This window comes from Alteriqipengyuania triglochinis (assembly GCF_054655655.1).
Genome location: NZ_BAAHNC010000003.1, coordinates 502,530 through 527,137, shown reverse-complemented (window position 1 = coordinate 527,137; position 24,608 = coordinate 502,530). Strand labels below are relative to the sequence as shown.

Annotated in this window: 20 protein-coding genes and 1 tRNA gene; 9 read left to right on the top strand and 12 right to left on the bottom strand. The window is 64.2% G+C overall.

What is annotated here, in order from left to right:
* Nucleotide 1: 1 nt before the first annotated feature.
* Nucleotides 2-220: a ParD-like family protein gene (locus ACYQ0L_RS12660; RefSeq protein WP_459789615.1), complete on the bottom strand. Its 219-nt coding sequence runs from the start codon at nt 218-220 to the stop codon at nt 2-4.
* A gap of 143 nt (nt 221-363) precedes the next feature.
* Complete coding sequence (phbB, locus tag ACYQ0L_RS12655; protein ID WP_459789614.1) at nt 364-1,086, bottom strand: acetoacetyl-CoA reductase; 723 nt, start codon at nt 1,084-1,086, stop codon at nt 364-366.
* Between the two features lie 363 nt (nt 1,087-1,449).
* Between phbB and ACYQ0L_RS12650 the strand changes: the two genes are divergently transcribed.
* Nucleotides 1,450-2,664, top strand: a complete 1,215-nt coding sequence (locus ACYQ0L_RS12650) for an acyltransferase family protein (RefSeq protein ID WP_459789613.1) — start codon at nt 1,450-1,452, stop codon at nt 2,662-2,664.
* A 248-nt stretch (nt 2,665-2,912) separates the two neighbouring features.
* On the opposite strand, the gene ACYQ0L_RS12645 is transcribed toward ACYQ0L_RS12650, so the two are convergent.
* Genes ACYQ0L_RS12645 through ACYQ0L_RS12635 form a run of 3 tightly spaced genes read right to left on the bottom strand, consistent with a single transcriptional unit; the run spans nt 2,913 to nt 5,574 of the window.
* Nucleotides 2,913-3,509: a GNAT family N-acetyltransferase gene (locus ACYQ0L_RS12645; protein ID WP_459789611.1), complete on the bottom strand. Its 597-nt coding sequence runs from the start codon at nt 3,507-3,509 to the stop codon at nt 2,913-2,915.
* On the bottom strand, nt 3,496-4,686 hold the full coding sequence (locus ACYQ0L_RS12640; RefSeq protein ID WP_459789610.1) for an amino acid aminotransferase: 1,191 nt from the start codon (nt 4,684-4,686) through the stop codon (nt 3,496-3,498). Before ACYQ0L_RS12640 ends, ACYQ0L_RS12645 begins: the two co-directional genes overlap by 14 nt.
* Before the next feature lie 60 nt (nt 4,687-4,746).
* The gene (locus ACYQ0L_RS12635) at nt 4,747-5,574 is read right to left on the bottom strand and encodes a DUF1134 domain-containing protein (protein ID WP_459789609.1); all 828 of its coding nucleotides are present in this window, start codon (nt 5,572-5,574) and stop codon (nt 4,747-4,749) included.
* Nucleotides 5,575-5,806: 232 nt separating this feature from the next.
* Between ACYQ0L_RS12635 and ACYQ0L_RS12630 the strand changes: the two genes are divergently transcribed.
* Nucleotides 5,807-5,898: transfer RNA gene (locus tag ACYQ0L_RS12630), tRNA-Ser, on the top strand.
* 123 nt (nt 5,899-6,021) lie between these two features.
* Here the strand turns inward: ACYQ0L_RS12630 and ACYQ0L_RS12625 are convergent.
* From ACYQ0L_RS12625 to ACYQ0L_RS12615, 3 genes are all read right to left on the bottom strand, one after another.
* Nucleotides 6,022-6,183, bottom strand: coding sequence for a hypothetical protein (locus ACYQ0L_RS12625; RefSeq protein WP_459789607.1), 162 nt, complete (start codon nt 6,181-6,183; stop codon nt 6,022-6,024).
* 511 nt (nt 6,184-6,694) lie between these two features.
* On the bottom strand, nt 6,695-7,327 hold the full coding sequence (locus ACYQ0L_RS12620; RefSeq protein WP_459789606.1) for a glutathione S-transferase family protein: 633 nt from the start codon (nt 7,325-7,327) through the stop codon (nt 6,695-6,697).
* Between the two features lie 62 nt (nt 7,328-7,389).
* Nucleotides 7,390-8,442, bottom strand: coding sequence for an aldo/keto reductase (locus ACYQ0L_RS12615; protein WP_459789605.1), 1,053 nt, complete (start codon nt 8,440-8,442; stop codon nt 7,390-7,392).
* Nucleotides 8,443-8,565: 123 nt separating this feature from the next.
* Between ACYQ0L_RS12615 and ACYQ0L_RS12610 the strand changes: the two genes are divergently transcribed.
* Complete coding sequence (locus ACYQ0L_RS12610) at nt 8,566-9,153, top strand: TetR/AcrR family transcriptional regulator (protein ID WP_459789604.1); 588 nt, start codon at nt 8,566-8,568, stop codon at nt 9,151-9,153.
* 313 nt (nt 9,154-9,466) lie between these two features.
* Here the strand turns inward: ACYQ0L_RS12610 and ACYQ0L_RS12605 are convergent, their stop codons facing one another.
* Complete coding sequence (locus ACYQ0L_RS12605; protein ID WP_459789602.1) at nt 9,467-12,352, bottom strand: M16 family metallopeptidase; 2,886 nt, start codon at nt 12,350-12,352, stop codon at nt 9,467-9,469.
* A 68-nt stretch (nt 12,353-12,420) separates the two neighbouring features.
* Complete coding sequence (locus tag ACYQ0L_RS12600; protein WP_459789601.1) at nt 12,421-15,561, bottom strand: TonB-dependent receptor; 3,141 nt, start codon at nt 15,559-15,561, stop codon at nt 12,421-12,423.
* Between the two features lie 211 nt (nt 15,562-15,772).
* Between ACYQ0L_RS12600 and ACYQ0L_RS12595 the strand changes: the two genes are divergently transcribed.
* The 6 genes from ACYQ0L_RS12595 to ACYQ0L_RS12570 all read left to right on the top strand — a co-directional run bounded on the left by ACYQ0L_RS12595 (nt 15,773) and on the right by ACYQ0L_RS12570 (nt 22,697).
* The gene (locus ACYQ0L_RS12595; RefSeq protein WP_459789600.1) at nt 15,773-16,345 is read left to right on the top strand and encodes an RNA polymerase sigma factor; all 573 of its coding nucleotides are present in this window, start codon (nt 15,773-15,775) and stop codon (nt 16,343-16,345) included.
* Nucleotides 16,342-17,310: a FecR family protein gene (locus tag ACYQ0L_RS12590; protein WP_459789598.1), complete on the top strand. Its 969-nt coding sequence runs from the start codon at nt 16,342-16,344 to the stop codon at nt 17,308-17,310. The genes ACYQ0L_RS12595 and ACYQ0L_RS12590 overlap by 4 nt, the downstream gene beginning before the upstream one ends.
* 593 nt (nt 17,311-17,903) lie before the next feature.
* Nucleotides 17,904-18,533 carry a TetR family transcriptional regulator gene (locus ACYQ0L_RS12585; protein ID WP_459789597.1) on the top strand — a complete coding sequence of 210 codons (630 nt, stop codon included), beginning with the start codon at nt 17,904-17,906 and terminating at the stop codon, nt 18,531-18,533.
* Nucleotides 18,530-20,215 (top strand): MFS transporter, encoded by a 1,686-nt coding sequence (locus ACYQ0L_RS12580; protein ID WP_459789596.1) that lies wholly within the window; start codon nt 18,530-18,532, stop codon nt 20,213-20,215. The genes ACYQ0L_RS12585 and ACYQ0L_RS12580 overlap by 4 nt, the downstream gene beginning before the upstream one ends.
* Nucleotides 20,212-21,327: an HlyD family secretion protein gene (locus tag ACYQ0L_RS12575; RefSeq protein WP_459789594.1), complete on the top strand. Its 1,116-nt coding sequence runs from the start codon at nt 20,212-20,214 to the stop codon at nt 21,325-21,327. The genes ACYQ0L_RS12580 and ACYQ0L_RS12575 overlap by 4 nt, the downstream gene beginning before the upstream one ends.
* Before the next feature lie 2 nt (nt 21,328-21,329).
* Nucleotides 21,330-22,697, top strand: a complete 1,368-nt coding sequence (locus ACYQ0L_RS12570; RefSeq protein WP_459789593.1) for an efflux transporter outer membrane subunit — start codon at nt 21,330-21,332, stop codon at nt 22,695-22,697.
* An 87-nt stretch (nt 22,698-22,784) separates the two neighbouring features.
* On the opposite strand, the gene ACYQ0L_RS12565 is transcribed toward ACYQ0L_RS12570, so the two are convergent.
* Together ACYQ0L_RS12565 and ACYQ0L_RS12560 are read right to left on the bottom strand one after the other, a co-directional pair.
* Entirely contained in the window at nt 22,785-23,675 is an 891-nt protein-coding gene (locus ACYQ0L_RS12565) for an oxidoreductase (RefSeq protein WP_459789591.1), read from the bottom strand.
* An 11-nt stretch (nt 23,676-23,686) separates the two neighbouring features.
* The gene (locus tag ACYQ0L_RS12560; RefSeq protein WP_459789590.1) at nt 23,687-24,562 is read right to left on the bottom strand and encodes an NmrA family NAD(P)-binding protein; all 876 of its coding nucleotides are present in this window, start codon (nt 24,560-24,562) and stop codon (nt 23,687-23,689) included.
* Nucleotides 24,563-24,608: the final 46 nt, after the last annotated feature.

Sequence of the window (24,608 nt, the reverse complement as noted above, 5' to 3'; positions counted from 1 at the left end):
GTCAGGCGGCGGCGCGAGTTTCGCCATCCTCGCCCTCGCCCTCCTCGGCAAGAGCGAGCTGCTGGCTTACGATCTCGTTGAACGACAGCGACGGATTGGCCTCGGCCAGCCGCCCGATCTTCATCCAGAACTCGGCCTGCGCATTGATAGAGCGGCACATGACCGAACTGGCCCTGCGCACCTGTTCGTGCAGTTCGTCGTCGATCTTCACCAGCCCCATTGCGCACCCCTTAAGCGATTCGGATATGGATCATATATAGATCATCTCGATCCGTCGTCCACCAATCTGACGACCGCACTGTCGGAGGGGCGCATGAGGATTTCGAGGCGCAAGGTCGTGGCCACACCGAACCGACCTTCCCCTTAGTACATGTGCTGTCCGCCATTCATCGAGAGGGTCGAACCGGTCATGATGCCCGCTTCCTCGGAGCACAGGAACAGGACCCCCCGTGCAATCTCTTCGGGTTGTCCGAGGCGCCCGATCGGGATCCTGGCCACGATCGCCTCCAGCACATCCTCGCGCACATCGGCCACCATGTCCGTTGCAATATAGCCGGGCGCGATGACGTTGACGGTGACCCCTTTTCGGGCGCCCTCGAGGGCCAGCGCCTTCGTGAAGCCGTGCAAGGCGGCCTTGGCAGCCGAATAGTTCGCCTGCCCGAACTGCCCCGCCTGACCATTTATCGAGCTGATATTGACGATGCGCCCCCATTTGCGCTCGCACATTCCGCCGAACACGGCCTTGGCCATGTTGAAGCAGCCGCCCAGATTGGTCTCGACCACGGCGCTCCAGTCTTCCTGGCTCATCTTGAGGAACGAGCGGTCGCGCGTGATGCCGGCATTGTTGACCAGGATATCGACCGGTCCGTGTTCGCGCTCGATCTGCGCCACGCCATCCTGACATGCCTCGTAGGAAGCGACGTCCCAACGGTAGGTGGGAATGCCGGTCTCCTGCCCGAAACGTTCAACATGCTCGCCATCCGAGACATGCGTTGCGACGACGCTGAAGCCGTTCTGCGCAAGTGCCTTGGATGTGGCAGCTCCGATTCCACGCGTACCACCGGTTACGATTGCAATCTTGGGCATCGCCCTCTCCCTCTCACCACGATGATTGGCTCATCACATTTTCTGGTTCGGACGAAGCTAACATATTGGTCAACGATTACATACCACTCGAAGGGAAATACTGGGGCCGAACAGACACGCTCGAGGCGTGATGAATTCTTCGGTCATGTGTCTCCCGATGATGCGGATGGGCCGGAGCAATTGCTTCCCTCCCGCCGTGACGGAAGGATTGCGACCGGACAGAACGGCGCAGCCTGCACCCCGGTCGCACCCGCGATACGCCGAGACGAGCCAGCCCGATGGATGGCGAGCGGTCAACGCGTGTTGGCGGAGGTATTTAAATAGGTTATCGGGCGCGCCTTAGTTTTCGAGGGGATAATTCGCGTGCCGAATGAACAACGCCGGACGATCGGCGGAATCATGGAAGCCAACAAGGGGATCGGCCCCGGCTTCGATTCGTTGCGTGTCGCGCTGGCAGTGGCGGTCGTTTTTAGGCACTGTTTCCCCCTGACCTACGGCAATACCGAGGCCGCAAGCTCGGGCATTCTGTGGACGGCGACGCTCGCGATCGTGCCGATTTTCTTCATTCTTTCAGGCTTTCTGGTCACGGGCAGTGCCCTGCGCCTGTCGCTCGGCAAATTCGTCCTAAGCCGTGTCCTGCGCATCGTGCCCGCCCTCGCGGTCGACACGCTGTTTACGGTCCTCGTGATCGGCGCGCTATTTACCACGCTTCCGCTCGCGGACTATTTCTTCAACTGGCAGACCGCAGCCTATCTGCTGAACATGATCGGGGAGATACACTACTATCTTCCCGGCGTGTTCGAGGACAATCCGCTTCCGGGTGTCGTGAACGGCTCGCTCTGGACGATTCCGCCGGAACTCGGCTGCTACGTGATGATGTGCGGCCTGATGTTCTTCAAGCTCGCACGCGACTGGCGCTTCGTCAGCGTGGCGGCCGTGGCCGCGCTGGTCGCCATCGCGCTCGTCCCGATGTTCGAGGATTCGCTTCCCTGGATCGTGGTAAAGGTCGTGGGATATCAGGGCGCGATTCTCGTGCCGGAATTCCTGATCGGCGCGCTGATGTACCTCAAGCGCGACAAGATTCCCTATTCGCCGCTGCTGTTCGGGATCTGCGTGCTGGCGATTTTCGGATCGGGCTTCGTCCTTCCCCAGGCCGTTTACTCGCAGATGCCGATCGCCACGATCCTCGCGATCCCGGCCTATTGCTATGTGATGGTGTTTCTGGGCGTCACCCGGCTGCCGCTTCCGTGGCCATTCCGTCGCGGCGACTACAGCTACGGCATCTACCTGTACGGCTTCCCAATCCAGCAATCGATCGTTGCGGCGACTGGAATGGTCTCGCCGCTCTTGCTTTTCGTGACCGCCATGCCGTTCATCTTCGCGCTCGCAGTCTTGTCGTGGCATTTCGTGGAGCGGCCCACCCTCAAGCTGCGCAAGGGCTTTTCAATGGCCGCAAAGCGCGAAGCGCTACGACAGGCGGAAATAGAAGCAGCCCAGCGCGCCGATGAGGAGGCGGGGCATCCGTTCGTCGATGTGGATCAGAGCGATGCGCCTTCGACCAATAAGACCTCTCTTTGAAGGCAAAGTCAGGATGAAATGCGCCGCCGGTACCGGGCCACGAGCCTGCGCCCGGCGACCGCATCGAAACCGAATGTAAGGCTCGACCGGCGCTTAAAGCCTCGCCGGTCTGCTGCGTTATTGCCTCGGACGAGGGCTTCGACAGGCTTGATGAAGGCTCTTCGTCCGTGCCTGCCAGAGACCGGAGTGAGACGCGCAGGCCACTCTTGCGTAATCGTCCCCCGCCCGGTGCCCTGGAACAATCCTGCCTAGACGGTCCCTTGCGCCAACGGCCCGTTAGCGAAATCCGCTCGCGTGATCGCGTAGACGATGTGCAGGACACGCTTGCCCCGATGCTTGGACAGCTCGGTCCGCCGTGTCCGTATGGCCCCGATCTTCTCGAGCGCGATCCGGCTGCGCCAGTTCGCTTCGCCGACGCGGAAGTCGACGCGCTCCACGCTCGCCAGCGCGTGCGCCAGCATCAGCCGCTTGACCTCGCGGTTGGCGCCCTTGCCCCAGTAGCTGCGGGAGAGAAACGTCCAGCCAATCTCGACCCAGCTTTGCTCTTCCTCGTCCTCTTCGGCACTTTTGAGCGCCTGAAACCGTGACGAGCCTATGATGGCGCCCTCGCCGCTGTCGATCTTGCCCTTGTCGACAATCGCCAGCGCACCGCCCTTGGCCAACGCATCGTCGAAGAACGCACGAAACACGTCCTCCTGCCAGCGATCGGTCATCGGGTGCTGTTCCCACACGCCCGGGTCGGACGCGATTGCGTAGAGCGCGTCCCAGTCGTCCCCGGCCAATGGCCTGAGCTGGTACCGATCCCCTTCGAGGACCGGCTGCCGGTTCAGGTCAGCCCGCGACATCCGCCAGCGCGGCGACGAACTTGTCGATATTGCCCTTGGTCAGCCCGGCGATGTTGATCCGGCCCGAACCCGCCATGTAGACCGCGTGATCCTGGCGCAGCTTGCCGATCTCGTCCTTGTTCAGAGGCAGCATCGCGAACAGGCCGTTCTGCTCCTCGAGGTGGGCAAGCGGCACGCCATTCACCTTGTCTTGCGCCGCAGCGAGATAGGCGCGTACCCAGCGCAGGCGCTGGCGCATGCCGTCCAGCTCTTCCAGCCATTGCGCACGCAGTTCGTCGTCGCCCAGAATGATGCGTACCGCAGCGCCGCCGTGGTCGGGCGGCATGGACCAGTTGGCCCGCGCGAGCGCGGCGGCGTTCGACATCGCGGCGCTCATCTGCGCAGGCTCGGCGACCTTGGCGTAGAAGGCGCCCACGCGGTCGCGATAGAGGCCGAAGTTCTTGTCGCAGCTATAGGCGACCAGCGCATAGGGCACCTTGGCCAGCACCTTGCGAAGGCCGTACGCGTCTTCCTCCAGCCCTTCGCCCAGCCCCTGATAGGCGCTGTCGATGATCGGCAGCACGCGGCTGTCGGCGAAGGCATCGGCGATCGCGTCCCACTGCTGCGCCGTGTAGTCGATGCCCGAGGGGTTGTGGCAGCAGGCGTGGATCAGCACGGCATCGCCTTCGCGGCCCTGCCGGATGATCTCCAGCAGCGCGTCCAGATCGGCGCTGCCGTCTTCACGTGCATGCGGGAAGGTGACGGCCTTGAGCCCGACATCCTCGATGATCGGGATATGGTTGGGCCAGCTGGGCGTGCCGACATGCACGCGGGTGATGCCCGCACGTTCGGCCACTGCGACGGCAAGCCGCACCGCGCCTGTACCGCCGGGGGTCTGTACCCCTTCGATCAGTCCGCCCATGGTCCCATCCGCACCGGCTTCGGCGCCGAATATGATCGGCATGAGCGCGTGGACAAAGCCGCGGTCGCCCTCGGGGCCGAGGTAGCTCTTGGAGTCCTGCTCTTCCAACAGGCGCTTCTCGGCGCCCTTGATCGCCTTGAACACCGGCGTTGCGCCGTCATCGGTGCGGTAGACACCGACACCGAGGTCGATCTTGTCCTCCCGCTCGTCGGCGGCGAATTGCGAGATCAGCGCAAGCAGCGCATCGGGCGGGGTGTCTTTGAGGCGGTCGAGCATGCCCCGCCCCATGCTATCGCCGGGGCGCGAGGGCAACCGATAATATGCGCCGGGGCAGCCTCAGAAAGGCAACCACCGATGCTTCTTGGAAAACTTCATGTAACCTGCATTGATGCCGAGCCGCAGCCCCGCCCCCATGCGGATCGGGATGAGCACGGTGTCGCCCTTGCGCAGGTAGCTCGCGGTGAGGCCACCGATCAGGTAGGCCTGCCCCTCGCCAGCAGGGAATCGTTCGTAAAGCTGCTCCGTATCGAACAGGTTGTAGACCAGCACGAAGGTCTTGCCGCCATTGGCGCCGACATCGAAGCCGATCGACGGGCCCGTCCAGTAGACCGGCATCTGCCCTTCGATCTTGTGATACAAGGTGCCCGATCCGTAGCGCGCACCGACGATGAAGGCCCCGCTCGCCTCGCGGCCTACGATATAGCCATTGGGCTTGCCCTGGTCGGCCAGGACCCCTTCGATCATCCGTGCGATGCCTTCCGCATTCTCGCCGAAGAAATTCTGCGCCGCCCCGATCAGGTCGTCATCCTGCCAGGTTTCGGCATCTGCCGCCGGCACGGCGGGCGTATCCGCATAGGGCTGCGCATAGCTTTCGCCCTGCGCTGCGGTTGCGGCCGCGTCGTCCCGATCGGGCGAGAGATCGGTCCAGCCCGAAACGCCCGCTTGCGGTTCGGCAGGCGCAGGCTGCTGCGGCTGGGGTTGCGGCTGCTGGTTTGCCGGGTTGCCATAGACCGAAGGCTCACCGGGATTTTCGACGAGATCGCCGTCGATCGCCTGGTTGGGATCGACCTGTTCGATCGACTGGGCCGCAAGCGGCGCTGCGGCAATCGCGAAAATCGCGGTGAAGAGCGCCGCGAAGCGCCGGATGCTGTCGATGCGGGTCATGGGCCGCGCTCCTTTTGCGTGCTTTGCGTTGTCTGAACCCGGAGGGGCTTAGCCTGAATCGCATGAACCTCACGCATCAAGCCGGTTGGCGGCGAAGCGAATCGAAAACGCGGCGAGGCGAGTCATCTCTCGAAAACCTCGACCAAAGCGACCACGCCCCCCTTGTGCCCACCCCATGTGCTGGTTATAGCGCGCCGCTCGCAACGCCATGGATCATGGTGCGATGCGATGCGGAGACGTGGGTGAGTGGCTGAAACCAGCTCCCTGCTAAGGAGCCATACCTGGTAACGGGTATCGAGGGTTCGAATCCCTCCGTCTCCGCCACCTTCCTTCATAAATCGTTGATGTTACAGCTTTTTCCGAAGGATGGTTGCCCCGTCGCACAATCCGCCCCACAGCTTGAAGACGATTGATTTGGCGAGATTTCGCCGCTGTGGCGACGGTCCATCAAGAGATGTCTTCGGCTTCAGGCTCGCCATGATCATCGTCCGAATCTTCGTCGGTGATGCCCCAACGCGCCCGCTTTTCCGCTGTGATGCGCTCGTGACAATCATGGCAAAGCCCCAACAGCTCGAACAAAAATTCGTTGAACAGATGGTCATAGGTCATGTGGTGCGCTTCGGTCGCTCGGCGGTCCCGCACCCCTCGCAGACGCCGCCGCACCGTTTTAGCACTAGCGCCCGCTTTGCTTTCCAAGCGTCTGATTTCAGATACGCCGTGTAAGCTTCGGTGAACCTACCGCGTCTGGCATATTGTTTACGAGCAAGTGCAAGAAGCGCGGCGTGGTGTTCCGCGTCCCGCCGGTTTTTGTAGGAATTGATTAGCGCCGGGTCCGCCCAAGGAAGCGAATTGACCCAAGTTTTGTCCTTTTGCGGCTTCGCCAGCCCGACGCTTCGCCTAAATCTTCTTCGCTTTCGGCCACAATCGTCGCGAATGCGCCCTTGCGCGCTGGATAGGTGTAAAGTTGGTTTGGCTTGTAATTCGCCAAATATTCAATGTCGTCCGTCACCGCCTTTCGATACTACACAATTGGCGCTAGCAAAGCCGCACACAGAATGGCGGATGATACATCCGCCATCGCAGCCCGTTAATCGACGATCAGCGAATACTGAGAGGGCCCTCACCAGTTGATCGGGCCTTCGACCTCCCGGATTTTTCGGATCGAAGGGCGTGCTTCCAGCCGCTCCATGTAACCGCGGATGTTCGGGTAGGCATCGAGCGACAGCTTGGCTGGCAGCGACCAGTTGAGAACGATCAGGGCGTATCCATCGATTACCGAGTAGTCGTCGCCGAGGATATACCGGTTGTCGGCCAGCCGTGCTTCCAGGACCTTCAGGCGCCGCGCCACCCGGCCTTCGTAGAAATCGACGAGACGCGCCCGCTCGGCCTCGGTCTCACCTAAGCTCTTGTAGATGTATTCGATGATCACCGGGTGGAGGTCGGAAGCCACGAACGCCATCCAGCTGTCCGCATGGGCTCGCTCGCGCGTGCCGGGTTTCGGCAGAAGCGCCTTCTCCGGGGCGAGATCGGCGATATAGGCGAGGGTCGCGGCATTCTGGGTCAGGACATCGCCATCCTCGAGCACGAGGACGGGCGTCATCGCCATCGGGTTCAGCGTGCGCACCTTCTGGGCGATGGGATCGTCTTCGCGATCGAGATGCACCTCGATGGCTTCGTACGCGACCCCAGCGTCTTCGAGGGCGAAGTGGTTCGATGTCGAACAGGCACCACGGTGATAGTAGAGTGTCAGCATTTCAGTTTTCCTGGTTTTGGAGGCGGAGTGCGGCCTGCGCGGCCCCACATGGGGCGTAGCGATCAGGCCACTGGCTGCGACCGCGTGTCGATACGGGCATCCTGTCCGGCTGTGATCAGGCCGCGGATGCGGGGATCTTTCAGGACCGTGTAGGGAAAGATCTCCGGGATCGCGCTGACCCTGTCGAGGCGCTCGATCTCTTCTGCCGACAGGCGCAAATCGGCGGCTGCGAGATTTTCCTGGAGCTGCTTCAGACTGCGCGGGCCGATGATTGGGAAGATCCCCTTGGAGGCGACCCATGCGATGGCGACTTCGCCTGGCGTGACCTCATGGTCTTTGGCAACCGCGATCACGGTATCGAGGGTTGCCGTGCGTTGCGCAGTGTCTTCGGGATGGAAGGCCGCGCCGTTGAGCCCTTCCTCGCGACCGGTCGCGTCGAGCGGCTTGCGATATTTGCCCGTCAGGACGCCCCCACCGAGCGGGGAGAAGGCGGTGATCCCCAGGCCGAGGCCGTGGCCGGCTTCGATCAGCTCGGCTTCTGCGGTGCGCGCCACGAGGCTGTATTCCAGTTGCAGCCCCGCGATCGGGACGGTGCCGCGCAGCTCCGCCAGCGTCGCCGCCCGGGACACGCGCCAGGCCGGAAAATTCGAAAGCCCCGCATAAAGGATCTTGCCCTGTCGCACGAGGTCTTCGAGCCCGCGCAGGATCTCGTCCATGGGCGTCACACCGTCCGCGACGTGAACCCAGTAAAGATCGATCCGGTCGGTCTTCAGTCGCTTCAGGCTCGCTTCGAGCGAGGCGACCATGGCCTGGCGGCTATTGCCCGTGGTCAGGACGTTCGCCGTCTCGTCGGTGGCGACGGAAAATTTCGTTCCCAGTAGGAACCGGTCGCGGCGCCCGGCTAGCAGTTCCCCGAGGAATTCCTCCGCCTCGCCGCTCTGATAGCCGTTCGAACTGTCCAGAATGTTGCCGCCTGCCTCTTCATAGGCATCCAGCATCAAGCGGGCTTCGGGCAGTTCGGTGCCATGTCCCCAGCGGGTCCCGAAGTTGGAGGTGCCGAGCACCAGTTCCGAAACCCTGAGCCCCGTGTGTGTGCCAAATAGCTTGCAACGCATCATCGTCTCCAGAGCTGGGCTATGGTGCCGTCCTTTGAGCACCTTTCGCCTTTCCAATCCGAAGCGGCTTCGCTATATCCGGATCACTGCTCCGTTATAAGTGGATCAGTGATCCGTTTGTCAATGGCAGAAGTTGGTTTTCATATGCGTGCTGATGCCAAGAAGAATTACGAACACCTCCTCGCCGTAGCGCGCGAGGTGATTGCAGAGCAGGGGGTCGATGCGTCACTGCGCGATATCGCGCGCCGGGCCGACGTTGGTCTGGCAACGCTCTACCGCCACTTTCCGACCCGCGATACCTTGCTGGAAACCCTGCTGCAGACGGCTCTTGGCGACCTCATTGCGCAGTCTGAGATCGTGTCGCAGAAACACGCGCCCGGCGCGGCGCTGACCACCTGGTTTGTCGAAGCGACAAAGTTCGTCCACGTCTTCAACGGGATCGTCGATCTGATGGCCAAGGCCCTTGCCGATCCCGACTCCGCTCTGCATCAGTCCTGCAAGGATCTGCGTGCAGCGGGCGCGAAACTCCTGGATGATGCCCAGCAGGCTGGCATCGCGCGGCAGGACATCGACGGCGAGGATCTCTTCGCCCTCATCGGCGCTGCTGGCTGGATCGGTGACCAGCTAGCATTCACGGATCGGGCCGATCGCCTGTCCAACCTCGTCGCCAGCGCCCTGCTCTGTCAGTCGGCCGAGACTGGCAGCGCCTAGCCATTCTAACTTCCGAGCCGCCAGCCTCACTATCCGGTCGCACGTCGACTTCTCAGGAGGCGTTGGATTGTCGAGAACGTCTGCGGATAAATCGCCAGTGTATCGATGAGAGGAGAACGGCAGCTTTTGCCGTCCGCCGCTTAGGAAGTCGATGGTCTCCTCTCCTCCCGAATTTGACCACAGCGCTCTGAAAGCTGACATTGGAGGAGCGTCACCGTAAGATCGAGGGCCCCTCTTCTCAGCAGTTCCGGTCTAGATAGCGGCAGGCCCGAGTAGGCCTGCCGCGCTGATGAACGATGATGTTTGCCGGGGGTCAGTTTCCCTTGTCCACCTGACCCTCGGGCTGATCGTCCTGGAACGGCGGCAACACATCTTCGGGCTTCAGCACGGTGATCGGCAGGCCCAGCGGTTCGAGCTGCGGCTTGACGATGTCCGCATCGCCCACGACGACCCAGACCCATTGGGAAGGCGCAAGTGCGGCGTTCATGTCGGTCCGCACCTCGTCCAGCGTCACCGCCTTGTATTGCTCGCCCAGCGTCGAATAATAGTCGTCGGGCCGTCCGCGACGCACGTTTTCCTGCATGCCCGCCAGAACGCCACCAGCCGAATTGAACCAGCTGCTCATCGAACGCAGGCGGCTGTCGCGCACGAAATTCAGCTCTTCCTGGCTGATCGGGCGGGTGGTGACGAAATCCATCACCTCCTTGCGCAGCTCTCCCACAGCGGGGCCGGCCTTGTCCTGCTGAACACTTGTGGCGGCAACATAGGACGTTTCCTGCAGCTGATCGACAAAGCTGCCGCTCGCCCCGTAGGCCCAGTGCTTGTCTTCGCGCAGGTTCATGTTGATCCGGCTGAGGAACCCGCTGCCCAGAACCTGGTTGGCGAGATCCATAGAGACGAGATCGTCGCTGGTCACGCCTTCGACCAGCTGGCCGCCCGCTATCGTGGTCTGGGCCGAATCCACGCGGTCGATCAGCACGATCTGCGGCGAGGCCGGATCGGGCTCCGCGCGGGTGGGCATGGGCGGCGGCGTACCGGCGGCCTCCCACGTCCCGAATTCCTCTTCCAGCTGCGGCTGAAGCTGCGCCAGCGGCAGATCGCTGACCACGAAGATCCGGGCGCCCTCCGGCCTGACCCATTCGTCATGCGCTGCATCGAGCTGCGCAGGCGTGATGCTGGCAAGCACCGCAGGATCGCCGATGCCGTTATGGATCGCATAGGGCGAATTGGCATCGATCAACCCCGGCAGGACTTCCTGCACCAGAGCGTCAGGCAAGATCCGGCTACTCTCGTAGCGCGCGAGGTAATCACGCCGGATCCGGTCGATCTCGTCCTGCGGGAAGGTCGGCTCCTTCACGACGCTGCCCATCAGATCGAGCGCGGGCGCGAGGTTGATCGACGGGGCGCGGACATAGAGCGAGCTTTCATCGACCGTGGCACCTCCGCCCAGAGAGAGGCCCAGCCTCTCCTTCTCGGCTTCGATCGAGGCGGAATCGCGACCGGGAATGCCTTGGTCCAGCGTCGCTATCATCATTCCGAACAGGCCGTCCTCGCTGGGCGCATCCACTGCGGTTCCAGCCGGAAAAGACAGCAGGATCTGCGTGAAGGGCACGGTGTCCTTTTGCGCGTAGATCACCTCGATCCCGTTCGACAGCGCCGCGCGGGTCACTTCGGGGAAGCGCGTTCCGCTCGGCTCGCCCAGCGGCGGCATCGGCATGCGCTGCTTGCGCTCGACCTGAGTCAGCTCATCGGACGGCGTCGCCGCAGTCGGCGTTCCCGGTCGGGCCGCGGCCCCCTCTTCCTCGATCCGCGCGCCGGGTACGACAGTCAGCGCATAGACCGGGCGTGTCAGCCACTTGCGCGCCGTGGCAATGACATTTTGCGGTGTCTGCTTCGCGTAGAAATCGATATCGCGGCGGTACGCCCCGGCATCGCCGATCAGCACCTTGCCGGTGGCCAGCGCCTCACCCCGCGAGGCGAGCGATTCCTGCCCCATGGCATAGCCGACAACGAACGGGGTCACCCACCGGGTCACTTCGTCCTGAGTGGGCGTGCGCGCCATGAATTCGGCGATCATCTCGTCCAGCGCCTTCCCTGCCAACGCAGGATCGACACCGTCGGCCACCTGCCCGCGGATCGTGAACGTCCCGCCCCGGGCGAGGGTCGAATTGCCGGTGCCGATGAAGTCGAACAGCTTGCGCTCGCGGACAAGCACCCGTTCGAGCAGCGAATTGTCGATCTGCCCCATGACGCCCGCCACGATATCAAGGCCCAGGGCTTCGGTATCGTCATAGCCCGGCACGGCCCAGGCGCGCACGATGGTGGGCTGCGTGACCGGCGCGGTCACCGTCTCGTCGATCCTTTCAGGAAGGGTCGGGACGGGCGCGACGGTGGCCGGATTTTCCGGTCCGCGCGGGATTGCGCCGAAATATTTCGTGACCAGCCTGCGCCCCTCGCCCTCGTCGATGTCTCCCGTGAGGACAAGAATCGCGTTGTTGGGCCCGTAATGCTTGCGGAACCAGTCCCTCACATCGGCGAGCGTCGCGGCATCGAGGTCGGCCATCGATCCGATCACGCTGTGCCCATAAGGGTGGTCTGCGGGATAGAGCCTCGTGATCAGCCGGTCGTTGATCACCGAATAGGGGTTGTCATCGCCCTGCCGCTTCTCGTTCTGCACGACGCCGCGCTGTTCATCCAGCACCTCCTGCGTCACCGCGCCCAGCAGGTAGCCCATCCGGTCCGATTCCATGAACAGCGCGCGCTCCAGCGCGGAAACCGGCACGGTTTCGTAATAGTTCGTGCGGTCATAGCTGGTGGTGCCGTTGATCCCGGTCGCGCCAGCTTCCTCCAGCGGCTTGAAAAAGTCGCCCGGCACATTCTCGCTCCCGTTGAACATCAGATGTTCGAACAGATGGGCGAACCCGCTGCGCCCCTCCGGCTCGTTCTTGGATCCGACATCGTACCAAATGCCGATCGAGACCTCGGGGGTGGTCCGGTCGGTGTGGACGATCACGGTCAGCCCGTTGTCCAGCGTGAACTCGCTATGGGGGATGTCGATCTGCGAGACGAAGGCTTCGAGCGGCGCGGCGACCTCCGCAGCATCGGTCGCTTGCGAAGCGACTTCCTGCGCCTGGGCAGCGACCGGGAGGGGAAGCAGCGACAGAGCGCAGCCGGCAAGAAAGAGGGCTTTGAGGTTCATGTTGGGGCTCCGGGGGAATGCGCGCAGGTGCGGGCCGGCACGCGATTGCGCCAGCCCGCAGCCACGAATCAGAAGGACTTGGTGAGCGTCAGGTAGAAATTCGTCAGCCGCGGGTCGGCATTGCGGCTGTAGAAGATCGGCGATGCGAGCGTGTCGATCGGCGGTTTGCTGCCGAGCACATTGTTGATCCCCGCACGAACCTTTAACCCGCGATCGAAATCGTAGGTTGCCGCGATGTCGTGATAGAACACGCTATCCACCTTGGCCGAACCCTGGGTCGCAACGAAGGACCGATCCAGTTCAAGGTAGTAGCTGTCGACATAGCGGCCCTGCCACGCGATCGAGAGAGGCCCCTTGCTCCAGCGTATGCTGCCATTGCCGCGCCAGCGCAGCGCGCCGTTTTCGCCATAGCCTTGGCCGTAACTCACCGTGTTCACGCCGGCGTAGTCTTCCTCGGGCTGGCCGGGATAGGTCTCGACAGACAATTCGCGCACCCAGGTCGCCGAAGCGGAGAAATCGATCGTCCCGCCGAACAGTTCGTCGCTGTAGTCGAGCGAGAAATCGACAGCTTCCGCCGTCGACCCGACGAGGTTGGCCAGCGAGATATCAATCGAGGTGATCGGGCCGACGTCGTAGCCGTCCGACGCGGGGCCGCGCTCCACCCTGTCCGGATAGCGTTCGAGGAAGATTTCCAGCGCTTCCTGCGTGGCATCGTCGTACGCGTAGAGCAGATTTGGCGTGAAGTAGTTGTCTTCCTTGCGGATCCGTGTCCAGTCGGCCGAGAACCTCAGGCCGGGCAGGAAACGCGGCGTCAGGATCACGCCGATGGTCCATGTCTCGGAGCTTTCCGGCTTCACGTCGGGGTTGCCGCCGTAATAGCCCTGAATCTCATACCCGAACGCGGTCGGCGTCCCGATCGGCTCACCACCGCGCAGCGGGTCGCGGGCCTCCACGCCCAGAACGCCCTGAAGCTTGGTCAGCTGGTCGAGCGTGGGCGGCAGGTAGCCGGTGGTGTAGGAGCCGCGGAAGGTCACGTCTTCGATCGGCGACCAGCGCACGCTGACCGACGGGTCCGTATGGCTGTTCTCGGTCGTCGCCAGGCCGAGGTCCGCACCCTGCGGCGGGCAATCCTGATAGATGTCGTCGCTGGGCAGCGCGCCGAACCCGAACTGGCAGATGATATTGGCCAGCGCGCCTTCGCCCTTGTACTGCTCGTGCCGGGCGGCGATCCGCAGTTCGAGCGAGCGGATCAGCGGAACCTCGTTGTCCACCCCCACGATCGGGAAGGCAATCTCCGCAAAGCCGGCCAGAATGGTCTGTTTGCGCTCGGGCGTGTAGGTCACGCTCGAAAACTCGCTATTGATCGCGGAGATCACGCTGCCGGCCACCTCGACCGAACGCTCGACATTGAGCGTCATGCGCGGCTGCCCGCCCGGCAGGTCGATCGGCACCGGCCCCGCCAGCCGCAGCGACTGGGTCGCGATGGTGGTGGTGGCGGGCGTTGTGATCGAGCCGAAATCGCTGTCGATATAGGTTAAGTCGAGTGGATCATCTCGCAGGTCGCGCAGCACGTCCTGCGATCCGGCCCCCAGCAGCATGGTCAGGCCGGGGGTGTAGTTGGAAGGCGACTTGTCCGCAGTATAGCGGTTCTTGGCCCAGGAAAAGTCGGCCACCGCCTGCCAGTCGAAAGGCAGCTTCACGATCGCGCCGGCGACCCCGCGCAGCTGGTCGTTCCGGCTCGAGACGTCGGCCTCGGCATTGCCCTGCGGCAGAGCGACGTTGATGTCCTGTGCGAAGGGATTGTTCGGCGCATCGGCGAGCAGCGTCACGCTCGAGGGCGCGCGGGTGACCGTGTTGCGCGAGATCGCCCGCGAAGCCGCGCCTTCGACATAGACGCTCAGCCAGTCGTTGAACTCGCGCCGCACGGCGAGCGTACCGGCGAGATTTTCCGCACCGTAGAGCAGCGGTGCCAGCTTCCCCTCACCAACGGCGCTGATCGGCTGATCGAAATTGTAACTGCCGATCGTCGCGATGAGCGGATCGACCCCGTCCAGCGCCACCCCGCGATAGCCATTGGGCACATAGGCGATCGGGCTGTCGAACAGCGTACCGCCATATTCGGGATCGAGCTGGAGCGGGCTGCCGTCGATGCTCTGGATATTCGGGGTCGCGCCAGAGGGCGGCAACGCGTCGTAGAAGGCCGAGGGATCGTTTTCGAGGATCCGCTGACGCCCGCGCTCGAACAGTTCCGAACGGTCGCCGTAGAGCAACGGGGCCTGCTTGCGCCAGCTGCCGGTGAACGAGATGTTGGTCCGCCCGCCCTCGATGGTCGTCGCGCCGGTGAAGTCGATCCGGAAGTCCGGCTGCGCGAAATCATAGGTGTCGGAGTAGTTGGCACTGATCTCCGCACCCTGGTAGTCGCGGCGCAGGATGATGTTGATGACGCCGCCGCTTGCGCCGCTGCCGTAAAGGCCCGAGGCGGATGATGCGAGCACCTCGATCCGCTCGACCGCGGCCAGCGGGATGCCGGTGATCTGCGGCTGGTTGATCTGCCCCTGCCCCAGATTGATCCCCGGCTGCCTGCGTCCGTCGACCAGGATCAGCGTGTCGCGCGAGCCGAGGCCGCGCAGGTTGATATTGCTGAGGCCGCGCTGCGTGTAATTGGTCCGCCCGCTCATATCGCTGGTCGAGGGTGCGGAATTCACGTTCAGCTGGTTGCGCAGGAAGGTGTCGAGGTCGGGCGCGCCGGACTCCTGAATGTCCTTCTGGGTCAGGACGATGAACGGCTGGCTGTCGTCCTCGCTACGTTCGATGCCGGTGTTGAGCGACCAGTTGCGCTTTCCGGTGACGAGGATTTCCGGGGTGGCGTTTCCCCGCGCCTCCTGCCGGACAATCGCAATCGCGCCGCTCTCGTGGAAGGCGACGCCGAAGCCCGTTCCGTCGAGAATCCTCATCAGTGCCTGTTCGGGCGTAAGAACCCCGGAGACGCCCTGGGTGCGCACCTCTGCGATATCCGCCTCGCGATAGACCAGTTCGCGGCGCGACTGGCGCGTCCAGCGGTCGAGCGCGCTCTTCAGCGTGCCTGACGGAATGGCGAATTCCTGCCTGGTGGAAGCGACCTCTTCCTGCGCGAAGGCAACCGTCGGCGTGGCCAGCACTCCGCCCGCGACGCCGGCCAGCAGTAGTGAAACTGATTTTGCGAATGTCATATAAAAACCCCCCGGTTTCTCCTGCCGGCACGCCTGACTTGGGCCGGCCTCGAACACAGGGACAAGCGAGCGTCACCGATCCGTAACGCCGTTCTCAAAAAAATGTCACCGCCGTGAAATTTTCAAGTCGGGTGCAAAAAGATGTTACGGATTTGCCGCGTTCGATTGTCGTGGCATTCGTGACCGCAAAGGAAATGGCGTCGGCAGGGCAATGGTGGACGACACCCAGCTTCAGATATGGTTCTGCGAGGAGGTTCTCCCCCTCGAACTCTCGCTGACGCGCTATTTGCGCAAAAACTGGCGTACCGAGGAAGACGTGACCGATCTGCGACAAGACGTATACGAGGCCGCCCTGAACGGCGCGCGTCGCGGCTTGCCCGATCGCACGCAGGGCTATCTGTTCACGATCGCGCGTAATATTCTGATCAACCGGGCCAAGCGCGACCGCATCGTCTCCTTCGAACAGGTGGCCGATCTGGAAAGCGCGGCGAACGCGCACATAGATATCGAAGGTTCGGAGCGTCATCTTGCCGCGCGCGATGCCCTGCGGCGGGCGCAGGCGGGCATGGAAGGTCTGCCCCCGCGTTGCCGGGAAGTGGTCCGCCTGCGCAAGGTGGAAGGGATGTCGCGGATCGAAGCGGCCGAGGCGATGGGCGTCGGGCTCGACACGATCGACCGGCAATTGCGGCTCGGCATTCGTGCCATGGCCGACGCCATGCTGGGCGGATCGGGTCGGATTCAGCGCGAAGAACCCCAACGCGCGCGGCGGAGCAAATCGCAATGAGCGCCGCAGAGATCGAAGATGTAGCAGCCGGCTGGCTGGCAAGACGCGAAGAGTCCGACTGGACTGAGCAGGACGAGGCGGAGTTCGCCGCGTGGATGGACCGCTCCATGGCGCATAAGGCAGCGTATTGGCGGCTTGAACACGGCTGGCGGGAGGCCGATCGCATTCCCGCATTGGGCGACACGCCGTCTTGCGTTGAGGAAGAGGAGGCTCCGGGCCGCCGCCGGACGGTTTTCGCGCTTGTCGGCGCGCTGGCCGCCTCGCTCGTCCTGGCACTGACCGGGATTGCGATGTGGAATCCGCCGGTCCCGACCGAGCCCCCTGCCCGGTACGAGACGGCACGCGGGGCGCGCGAAGCGGTGAAACTCGCCGACGGGAGCACGGTGGAACTGAACACCGCAACCAGGCTGCGGGCTGCCAGCGGCCGGGACGCACGCGAAGTGTGGCTGGATGAGGGCGAGGCCTTTTTCGACATCGTGCACCGCCCGGATCGCCGGTTTATCGTCCATGCCGGTCCCAGGCGGATCGTGGTTCTCGGCACGCGCTTCTCGGTCAAACGCTCCGGCGACGATGTGACGGTGGCCGTGGTTTCGGGACGGGTGAAGGTAGAAGATAGCGCCAGCGCCGAGAGCGCGGGTGCAGCGATCGTATCGACCGGCGATGTCGCCTACATCCGCAAGCAGAACACGCTGGTGGTCGGATCCAATGGAGACGAGGTCAACGCGATGACCGCGTGGCGCGAGGGGTTGCTGGTGTTCGACAACACGCCGCTGCGCACCGCCGTGACGGAATTCAACCGCTATTCGGGCAAGCCGATACAGGTGGCCCCGGATATCCAGCAGCTCAGGATCGGCGGCTCGTTCCAGACGCACAACGCCGATGCCTTTCTCGACCTGCTTGAGTCGGCCTATGGTCTGCGCGTGGTTAGGCACAAAGACCGGATCGATTTGCTTCCACAAGGGTAGCAATTCGGTGCTCAAAACAGCGCATGCCAAGTGAGTAAGGAAATCTCCCGGCTCTGATCCGGTAGTTCGATGAACATTGGTCTTTTGAGGCTCGCCGCATTTTGTGCAGAGATCGCCGTAAGCAAACTAAAAAGCGATCTCCCCGCGCTACAATCTTTGCTACAATTTCAGCAGACCCCAATTCTCTAAGACGCTGCTTCCAAAGCGATAAAATCCAGAGGTTGAGTATCCCTCCGTCTCCGCCCTTGCTGCCGTAGGCTGCCCCCTGCACACACGGACGACATCGTGCAGCGGCAAGCCAGTGGCATATCCGGCCCCTTTTTGATCGAAACAAAGGCGCAAGGCGTCTTTGATGCGCATAGCGCCCTTATCCGGCGCGCTTGGCGCGATGCAGCCCTATGGTCGTGGTCGTTGGCCTGCGCTGGTTCGATATCGAAACGTGATTTTTCTCTCCCCCAGGTCCGCTCAGATCTCGGTTTTTCCTAGAATTACGGGACGCTTGGCAATGGAATTGCAGGGCCCCGCCGCTATATTCAACAGCCATTGAATATAGCCCTGCCGCCCCTTATGTTGCGACGCACAAGGAACGGTGAATGACTGAGCGACGCGGGCGTGGACGCCCTAACAAGACGGATACCGATACCGGCCGGGCGATCGCTCGCGCAGCGATGCACCGGTTTGCCGCGCAGGGATTCGATGCGACCGCGCTGCGCGAAATCGCGGCGGATGCCGGGGTCGACGTAGCGATGATTTCCTATCACTTCGGCGGTAAGCAGGGCCTGTGGAAGGCGATCGTCGCGCAGGCGGGGCGCGAACTGCGCGCAGCCCTTGAGGCGGCACTGGCAGATGCCGAAGAGATCGGTGCCCAAGCCCGGCTCGACCGGTCGGCGCGCGCATTCCTCGCGCATCTGCTCGAGCGTCCAGAAATTCCGAGACTGCTGCTGCGCGACATCACGTTCGACAGCGACCGCTCGCAATGGCTGCTCGAGACGCTTTCGCTGCCGCTGCACTGCCACTTCAACGAGCTGGCGCAAGCGGCCGCGCAGGACCGCGCCGATCCGCCCGCCTATCTCCAGTTCCGCGTGGCCAATTTCATCTACTGCGCCGCGAGCTCGGTCGTCCGGCGTGAGCGTCTCGGCAAGCTTGTCGACGGGATTGCCGGCGATGCGGAGTTTGCCGCCGCGCTCGAGGGCACGCTGGTCGAGGGGGCGCTGGCACTATGAGCGAGCATCCTCATTTCGTCGACACCGTGGGCGGCTATCGCTTCAAGCCCCACGAAATGCCGGTCCTCCCCGGCTCGCCCGCGAATCCCGACCATCCGCACGCACGCCGCGCGATCTATTTCGCAATCGGAATCTTCATGGGGCTGCTCGGCGGATCGCAGAACGGCTTCCTGCTCGCGAATGCGCCCGCCCTGCAGGCCGAATTCGCGCTGACGCCGGTCGAGGCTGGATGGCTGACCGTGGCCTTCTATTCGACCTATGCGACGATGAGCATGCTGCTGTTCCGCGTGCGGCAGCAATTCGGCATCCAGCCCTTCATCCGCTGGGCCATGGCGGGGCTGGTCGCGGCCAATTTCGTGCAGATGATCGGCCCGGGCTACTATCCCGAACTCGCCGCGCGCGCGGTTGCGGGGGTGACGGCGGCGGGGCTGTCGGCGCTCGCCATCTACTACCTGATGCAGGGCCTGCCTTCCGCCATACGGGTGGCAGGGCTGGTGATATCGATCGGCCTGTCGCAGATTGCCTTCCCGCTCACCCGCGCGCTGTCGCCGGCGCTGCTGGTAGATGGTGACATGAGCCATGTGTTCCAGTTCCAGTTTGCGCTGTCGCTGGTCGGGCTGGCGCTGGTCTATGCGCTGCGCCTGCCTCCGGGCATCCGCAAGCCGACGTTCGAGAAGCTCGACATCCCAAGCATCGCGCTGTTCGTCATCGGAGTAGCGGCACTGTGCACCTTCCTGATCCAGGGGCGCATCCAGTGGTGGGACACGCCATGGCTCGGCTATGCGCTGGTGGTCGCGATCCTCGGACTGGGCGGATGCTTCCTGATCGAAGCCCATCGGCATAGCCCGATGCTCGACCTCAGCTGGCTGTCGAGCCGGTCGATCCTCGTCCTGGCGCTGATTGGGGCGACCGTGCGCGTCCTCGTCGCCGAACAGGGCTTCGGCGCGAGCGGACTGTTCTCCGCCCTGGGTTACGGCAGCCAGCAGCTGACGAGCTATTTCTGGATCCTGACGGGCGCGACAATTGCCGGGGTAGCGCTGTCGGTGGTGCGTCTCGATCCGCGCGACCTCACACGCCCGGTGCTGTTCGCCATTCTCGTGATCGGCGTCGCTGCCTTCGCCGATACGCGCAGCGGCGTGCTAACCCGCCCGCAAGACATGTATCTGACGCAGGCCGCGATCGCCTTCGCCGCCGTCTTCGCGATGGGGCCGATCATGATGGAGGGCATGCTGCGCGCGCTGGCCGCGGGGCCAAGCTATGTCATCAGCTTCATCGCCGTTTTCTCGCTGTCGCAATCGGTCGGCGGCCTTGCCGGCATCGGGCTGCTGTCCGCCTTCCACACGGTGCGCCTCAAGGCGCATCTCATCGACGCAGGCAGCACGCTGACGATGGCCAACCAGCAGCTCGCGCAGACGATCGGGAATGCCGGGCGCCGGGTCGCATCGCTCCAGGGCGATCCCGCGCTGCAACAGCAGACCGCGATGGCGAACGTCTCGCGAGAGATTAGCCGCGAAGCCGCTGTGCTGGCCTTCAACGACGTCTTCTTCCTCATCGCCACGCTGTCGGCGGTGACATTTGCCGCGCTGTTCGTGCCGTGGCTGATCAACAAGATTCGCGGGCGCAATCCGCTCGCCAAGGAACTGGCCTTCATGGAGGCCATGCGCGCAAGGACGAAACAATGACGCAAGCAACCCCGGCCGAAGCCGATCTCGAAACGGACGCCGAAACCGCGGCCGCCCCCGAACGCCGGACGGGCTGGTCGCCCGATCCCTCACGCCGCCGCATCGCAGTTGCCGTTCTCCTCCTCTTGGTCGGCGTGCTCGCCGCCCTCTACGCCTGGGGCCTGCCGCCTTTTGCTGGCGGCGACGAGACCACCGATAATGCCTATGTCCGCGGTCGCACCACGGTGGTGAGCCCACAGGTCGGCGGCTATCTTGTCGAAGTGCCCGTGGTGGACTTCCAGCGGGTAGAGAAAGGCGATCTGCTCGCGCGGATCGACGATGCGCCGTTCCGCGAAAAGGTCCGGCAGGGCGCGGCCAATTCGGCGGCGCAGCGCGCCACGCTCGCCAACAGCGCGCAGAGCCAGCGCTCGGCGCAGGCGCAGCTCGAGTTGCAGGATGCCGCAGTCGCTTCCGCACGCGCCGGGCTGCAGAAGGCGCAGGCCGACATGAACCGCATTTCCGAACTGGTCGACGAAGGCTCGGTCTCGCTGCGGGAGCGCGACCAGGCCCGCGCCGCACTGCAACAGGCGCAGGCCGGCGTGCAGCAGGCGCAGGCGCAGCGGGCCATCGCGGCGGAGAACCTGCGTTCGGTCAGCGTCGGTCGCGGTGCGCTCGAGGCGCAGGTCGCAGGAGCCGAGGCGTCGAGCGGACTGGCCGAGTTCGAGCTGGAGCGCACCGAGATCCGCGCCCCGCGTGCAGGGCGGCTGAGCGAAGTCGCCGCGCGCGTCGGCCAGCTGGTCAGCGCGGGCACGCAGCTGATGTTCATCGTCCCCGACGACCTGTGGGTGGTCGCCAATTTCAAGGAAACGCAGACGGCCGAGATGGCTGTCGGCCAGCGCGCCACGCTGGAGGTGGATGCGCTCGGCGGGGCGAAGCTGACGGGCCGCGTCCAGAGCATCGCGCCCGCCGCCAGCAGCGAGTTCAGCCTGGTGAAGCCCGACACGGGTGCGGGCAATTTCGTGAAAGTGCCGCAGCGCATCGCCGTGCGCATCGTACTCGACAAGGGTCAGGCCGCCGCAAAGCGCCTCGGCCCCGGCATGTCGGTGGTCGCCACCGTCCATACGGAGGACTGATCGTGAAGCGCCGCTCCCTCGCCCTCGTCGCCACGTCCGCCCTCGCCCTGAGCGCCTGCGCGCCCACGCTGCAGCAGGCCCCTCCGGGTACCGCAGTCTCCGCCCCGGCGCAGTGGCGCACCCAGCTCGACGGCACCGCCCCGGTAGAGCAGGACTGGTGGAATGCCTTCGGCGATCCGCAGCTTTCGCGCCTCGTCGAACAGGCGCAGCGCAACAATCCCGACGTGCAGATCGCCGCAGCCCGCGTGGAGGAAGCGCGCGCGACCGAGCTGGGCTCGCGCGGGTACCTGCTCCCCACGCTCGGCGCGGGCGCGGAAGGTGCCTACCGCCGCGAAGTCTCGCCCTTCGGCCAGCCGCGCACAGCGGCGGTCGCGCAGCCTGCGTTCCGCGCCTCCTACGAAGTCGACCTCTTCGGCAAGAACGCCGCGCGCGTGGATGCCGCGGAGGCGGGCGTCGCGGCGAGCGCTGCCGCGGAAGAGGCAGCGCGCCTCTCGGTCAGCGCGGCGACCGCCAGCGGCTACATCACCCTGCTGGCACTCGATCGGCGGCTCGCCATTCTGGAGGAAACGCTCCAGGCGCGGCAGGAGGCGGTGAAGTTCGCCCGAGACCGGGCCGAAGTGGGCTATACCTCGCAGCTACCGCTGCGGCAGGCGGAGGCCGAATATCAGGCCGCGGTGCAACTGGTCCCGCAGCTGAAGACGCAGATCGCGCGGCAGGAGAACGCGCTTTCGGTGCTGACGGGTGAGCTGCCGGGCGCGATCGTGCGCGGCGGGACGCTGGCGGACCTGCACCAGCCTGCCGCCCCCGCGACTCTCCCCGCCGAGCTGCTGCGTCGCCGCCCCGACGTCGCCGCCGCAGAGTACCGCATTGCGGCTGCCGACGCGAAAATGCGCGTGGCCCGCGCCGATTTCATGCCCTCGATCGACCTCGGAGCATCGGCCGGTGTGGCGCTGTCCGACCTGCTCGCCGACCCCATCGGCATCTGGTCGCTGGGCGGCAGCATCCTCGCGCCGATCTTCCAGGGCGGGAAGCTGCAGGCGCAGCTCGACGGCGCCACGGCGCAGCGCGATCAGGCGGCATGGGCCTACCGCTCGACCGTGCTCGACGCGTTCCGGGAAGTGGAGGACCGCAAGGCGGTGCTGGCCAATCTGAAGGATCAGGAGGCCGCGCTGGTTGCCCAGCGGGCGGCGGTCGCCGATGCGCTGCGCCACGCGCGCAACCGTTATCGCGCCGGCTACACGCCCTATATCGAACAGGTCGACGCCCAGCGCGCCCTGCTGGGCGTGGAGCTGTCGCTGGTGCAGGCGAAAGCGGACGAACTGACGGCGCTGGTCGGGCTCTATCAGGCGGTGGGCGGAGCGCCCAGATAGCTGGACCAGCCCCGCCTCACCTAACCATCAGGAGCGCAGAACCCGAGGTCGTGGATCCCGCGCAGGTTATGTTTCCCTATCCGGCGTTCACGCCCCTGCTCCGATACCGTTTAGCGTATCGACAGCCTCCGCTGAAAGCTCGAGATTGGCTGCCGCAACGTTCTGGCGCAGATGGTCGACCGAGCTCGTGCCGGGAATCAGCAGGATATTGGGCGAGCGCTGGAGCAGCCAAGCGAGCGCGACCTGCATCGGCGTTGCGTCCAGATCCTGAGCCACGCTTTCCAGCGTGTCCGACTGCAGGGGGTCGAACCCGCCGAGCGGGAAGAACGGGACATAGGCAATCCCTTCCCCTGCAAGATGATCGATCAGATCGTCGTCGCCGCGATTGGCGAGATTGTACATGTTCTGCACGCAGACGATCTCGGTCATCGAACGCGCCGCCTCGACCTGTCCGGGCAAGGCATTGCTGATCCCCAGCGCGCCGATCCGGCCCCGTTCCTTCAGGGCGATGAGGGGTTCTAGCATCGGCCTCACATCGCCGGGAGCAGGCCCCGCGTCGCCTTCGCCGAACATCAGCCGGAGGTTCGCGATCTCGATCCGCTCGACGCCGAGATTGTCGCAATTGCTTTCGACCGCGTCGATCAATTCCTGCGACTTCATTGCGGGAAGCCAGGCGCCTTCGTCATCGCGGCGTGCGCCGAGCTTGGTCACGATCGTCAGCCCTTCGGGAAAAGGCGCGAGTGCTTCACGGATCACGCGGTTGGTGTGGTGCGGGCCGTAGAAGTCGCTCGTGTCGATATGGTCGATACCGAGCGCGAGTGCTTCGCGCAGCACGGCGATCGCACCCTCGCGGTCCTTTGGCGGGCCGAAAACATGCGGTCCGGCGAGCTGCATCGCGCCGTAGCCCATCCGATGGACGGTGCGGTGGCCCAAGGCGAAGGTGCCCGAACGGGCGATGGCGTTGTCTGTCGTAAGCATTGGCAGTTCCTTTATACGTGATCGGGTTGGGGTGTCGGAGCCAGTGCGGCGGCGAGTGCTTCGTGCAGCGGTGTGGGTTTGCGGCCGAGGAGGTTTTCGAGCGTCGGATCGACCGTGCTGAAATCGCCCCGGCGAGAGGCGCGGAAAGTGCCCAGCAGCATTTCGGCGTATCGGTCGGGCACACCGGCAGCGACCTTCGCCGCTTTCCATTCCGCGTCCGAAACAATGGTGTGGCGAACCTTGCGGCCTGTGATCTGCGAAGCGAGCTCGGCAATCTCGGCCATGGTCCATGCGCGCGACGCCGTGAGCGGCGGGGTCGCCCCGTCGAAGGTCGCCTCGCCTGCGAGGAGTGCCGCGTCCGCCTGTGCCAGATCGTCGCGCGCCGTCCAGCAGACCGGGCCATCCTCGGGCACGCGCAACTCGCCGCCCTCCAGATCCTCGCCGATCATCTGGAGACAGCTTTCGGCATAGAAGCCATGCCGCAGCGCCGTAAACGGCGTGCCGCTTGCCTCGAGGTCCGCTTCGCTCCTGGCGTGCTGGTCTGCGGGCGGAAAGGGCGATCCTTCGCGCGCACCGGCATGGGATGCGTAGAAGATGCGTTCGACACCCGCTTCGCTGGCTGCGACGATCGCATTGCGATGCAATCTGCGCGCCTCCTCCCCGAGCTTGTCGACCGAGACGATCTCGATCCGCTCGATCCCCGCGAAAGCGTCGGACAGGCTGGCCGGATCGGCGAAGTCCGTGTGCCGCACGGCGACCCCGTTGGGGAGAGAAAGCGAATCCGGCGCGCGCGAGGCGGCGATGATTTTCGCCGGAGCGGTGCGTTCCGAAAGATATTCGACGATCCCGCCGCCAAGATGGCCATTGGCGCCTGTGACGAGGATCATGGCTGCACTCCTTCCACTGATATTACCGATTTGTTATCGTTGATAA

What these genes read in the sequence shown, in the direction of transcription:
- ACYQ0L_RS12575 (WP_459789594.1), top strand. Translation starts at nt 20,212, where the DNA reads ATGACGCAAGCAACCCCGGCCGAAGCCGATCTCGAAACGGACGCCGAA.
- ACYQ0L_RS12660 (WP_459789615.1), bottom strand. Translation starts at nt 220, where the DNA reads ATGGGGCTGGTGAAGATCGACGACGAACTGCACGAACAGGTGCGCAGG.
- ACYQ0L_RS12625 (WP_459789607.1), bottom strand. Translation starts at nt 6,183, where the DNA reads ATGACCTATGACCATCTGTTCAACGAATTTTTGTTCGAGCTGTTGGGG.
- ACYQ0L_RS12645 (WP_459789611.1), bottom strand. Translation starts at nt 3,509, where the DNA reads ATGTCGCGGGCTGACCTGAACCGGCAGCCGGTCCTCGAAGGGGATCGG.
- ACYQ0L_RS12605 (WP_459789602.1), bottom strand. Translation starts at nt 12,352, where the DNA reads ATGAACCTCAAAGCCCTCTTTCTTGCCGGCTGCGCTCTGTCGCTGCTT.
- ACYQ0L_RS12595 (WP_459789600.1), top strand. Translation starts at nt 15,773, where the DNA reads ATGGTGGACGACACCCAGCTTCAGATATGGTTCTGCGAGGAGGTTCTC.
- ACYQ0L_RS12560 (WP_459789590.1), bottom strand. Translation starts at nt 24,562, where the DNA reads ATGATCCTCGTCACAGGCGCCAATGGCCATCTTGGCGGCGGGATCGTC.
- ACYQ0L_RS12620 (WP_459789606.1), bottom strand. Translation starts at nt 7,327, where the DNA reads ATGCTGACACTCTACTATCACCGTGGTGCCTGTTCGACATCGAACCAC.
- ACYQ0L_RS12585 (WP_459789597.1), top strand. Translation starts at nt 17,904, where the DNA reads ATGACTGAGCGACGCGGGCGTGGACGCCCTAACAAGACGGATACCGAT.
- phbB (WP_459789614.1), bottom strand. Translation starts at nt 1,086, where the DNA reads ATGCCCAAGATTGCAATCGTAACCGGTGGTACGCGTGGAATCGGAGCT.
- ACYQ0L_RS12580 (WP_459789596.1), top strand. Translation starts at nt 18,530, where the DNA reads ATGAGCGAGCATCCTCATTTCGTCGACACCGTGGGCGGCTATCGCTTC.
- ACYQ0L_RS12610 (WP_459789604.1), top strand. Translation starts at nt 8,566, where the DNA reads ATGGCAGAAGTTGGTTTTCATATGCGTGCTGATGCCAAGAAGAATTAC.
- ACYQ0L_RS12635 (WP_459789609.1), bottom strand. Translation starts at nt 5,574, where the DNA reads ATGACCCGCATCGACAGCATCCGGCGCTTCGCGGCGCTCTTCACCGCG.
- ACYQ0L_RS12565 (WP_459789591.1), bottom strand. Translation starts at nt 23,675, where the DNA reads ATGCTTACGACAGACAACGCCATCGCCCGTTCGGGCACCTTCGCCTTG.
- ACYQ0L_RS12640 (WP_459789610.1), bottom strand. Translation starts at nt 4,686, where the DNA reads ATGCTCGACCGCCTCAAAGACACCCCGCCCGATGCGCTGCTTGCGCTG.
- ACYQ0L_RS12600 (WP_459789601.1), bottom strand. Translation starts at nt 15,561, where the DNA reads ATGACATTCGCAAAATCAGTTTCACTACTGCTGGCCGGCGTCGCGGGC.
- ACYQ0L_RS12590 (WP_459789598.1), top strand. Translation starts at nt 16,342, where the DNA reads ATGAGCGCCGCAGAGATCGAAGATGTAGCAGCCGGCTGGCTGGCAAGA.
- ACYQ0L_RS12615 (WP_459789605.1), bottom strand. Translation starts at nt 8,442, where the DNA reads ATGCGTTGCAAGCTATTTGGCACACACACGGGGCTCAGGGTTTCGGAA.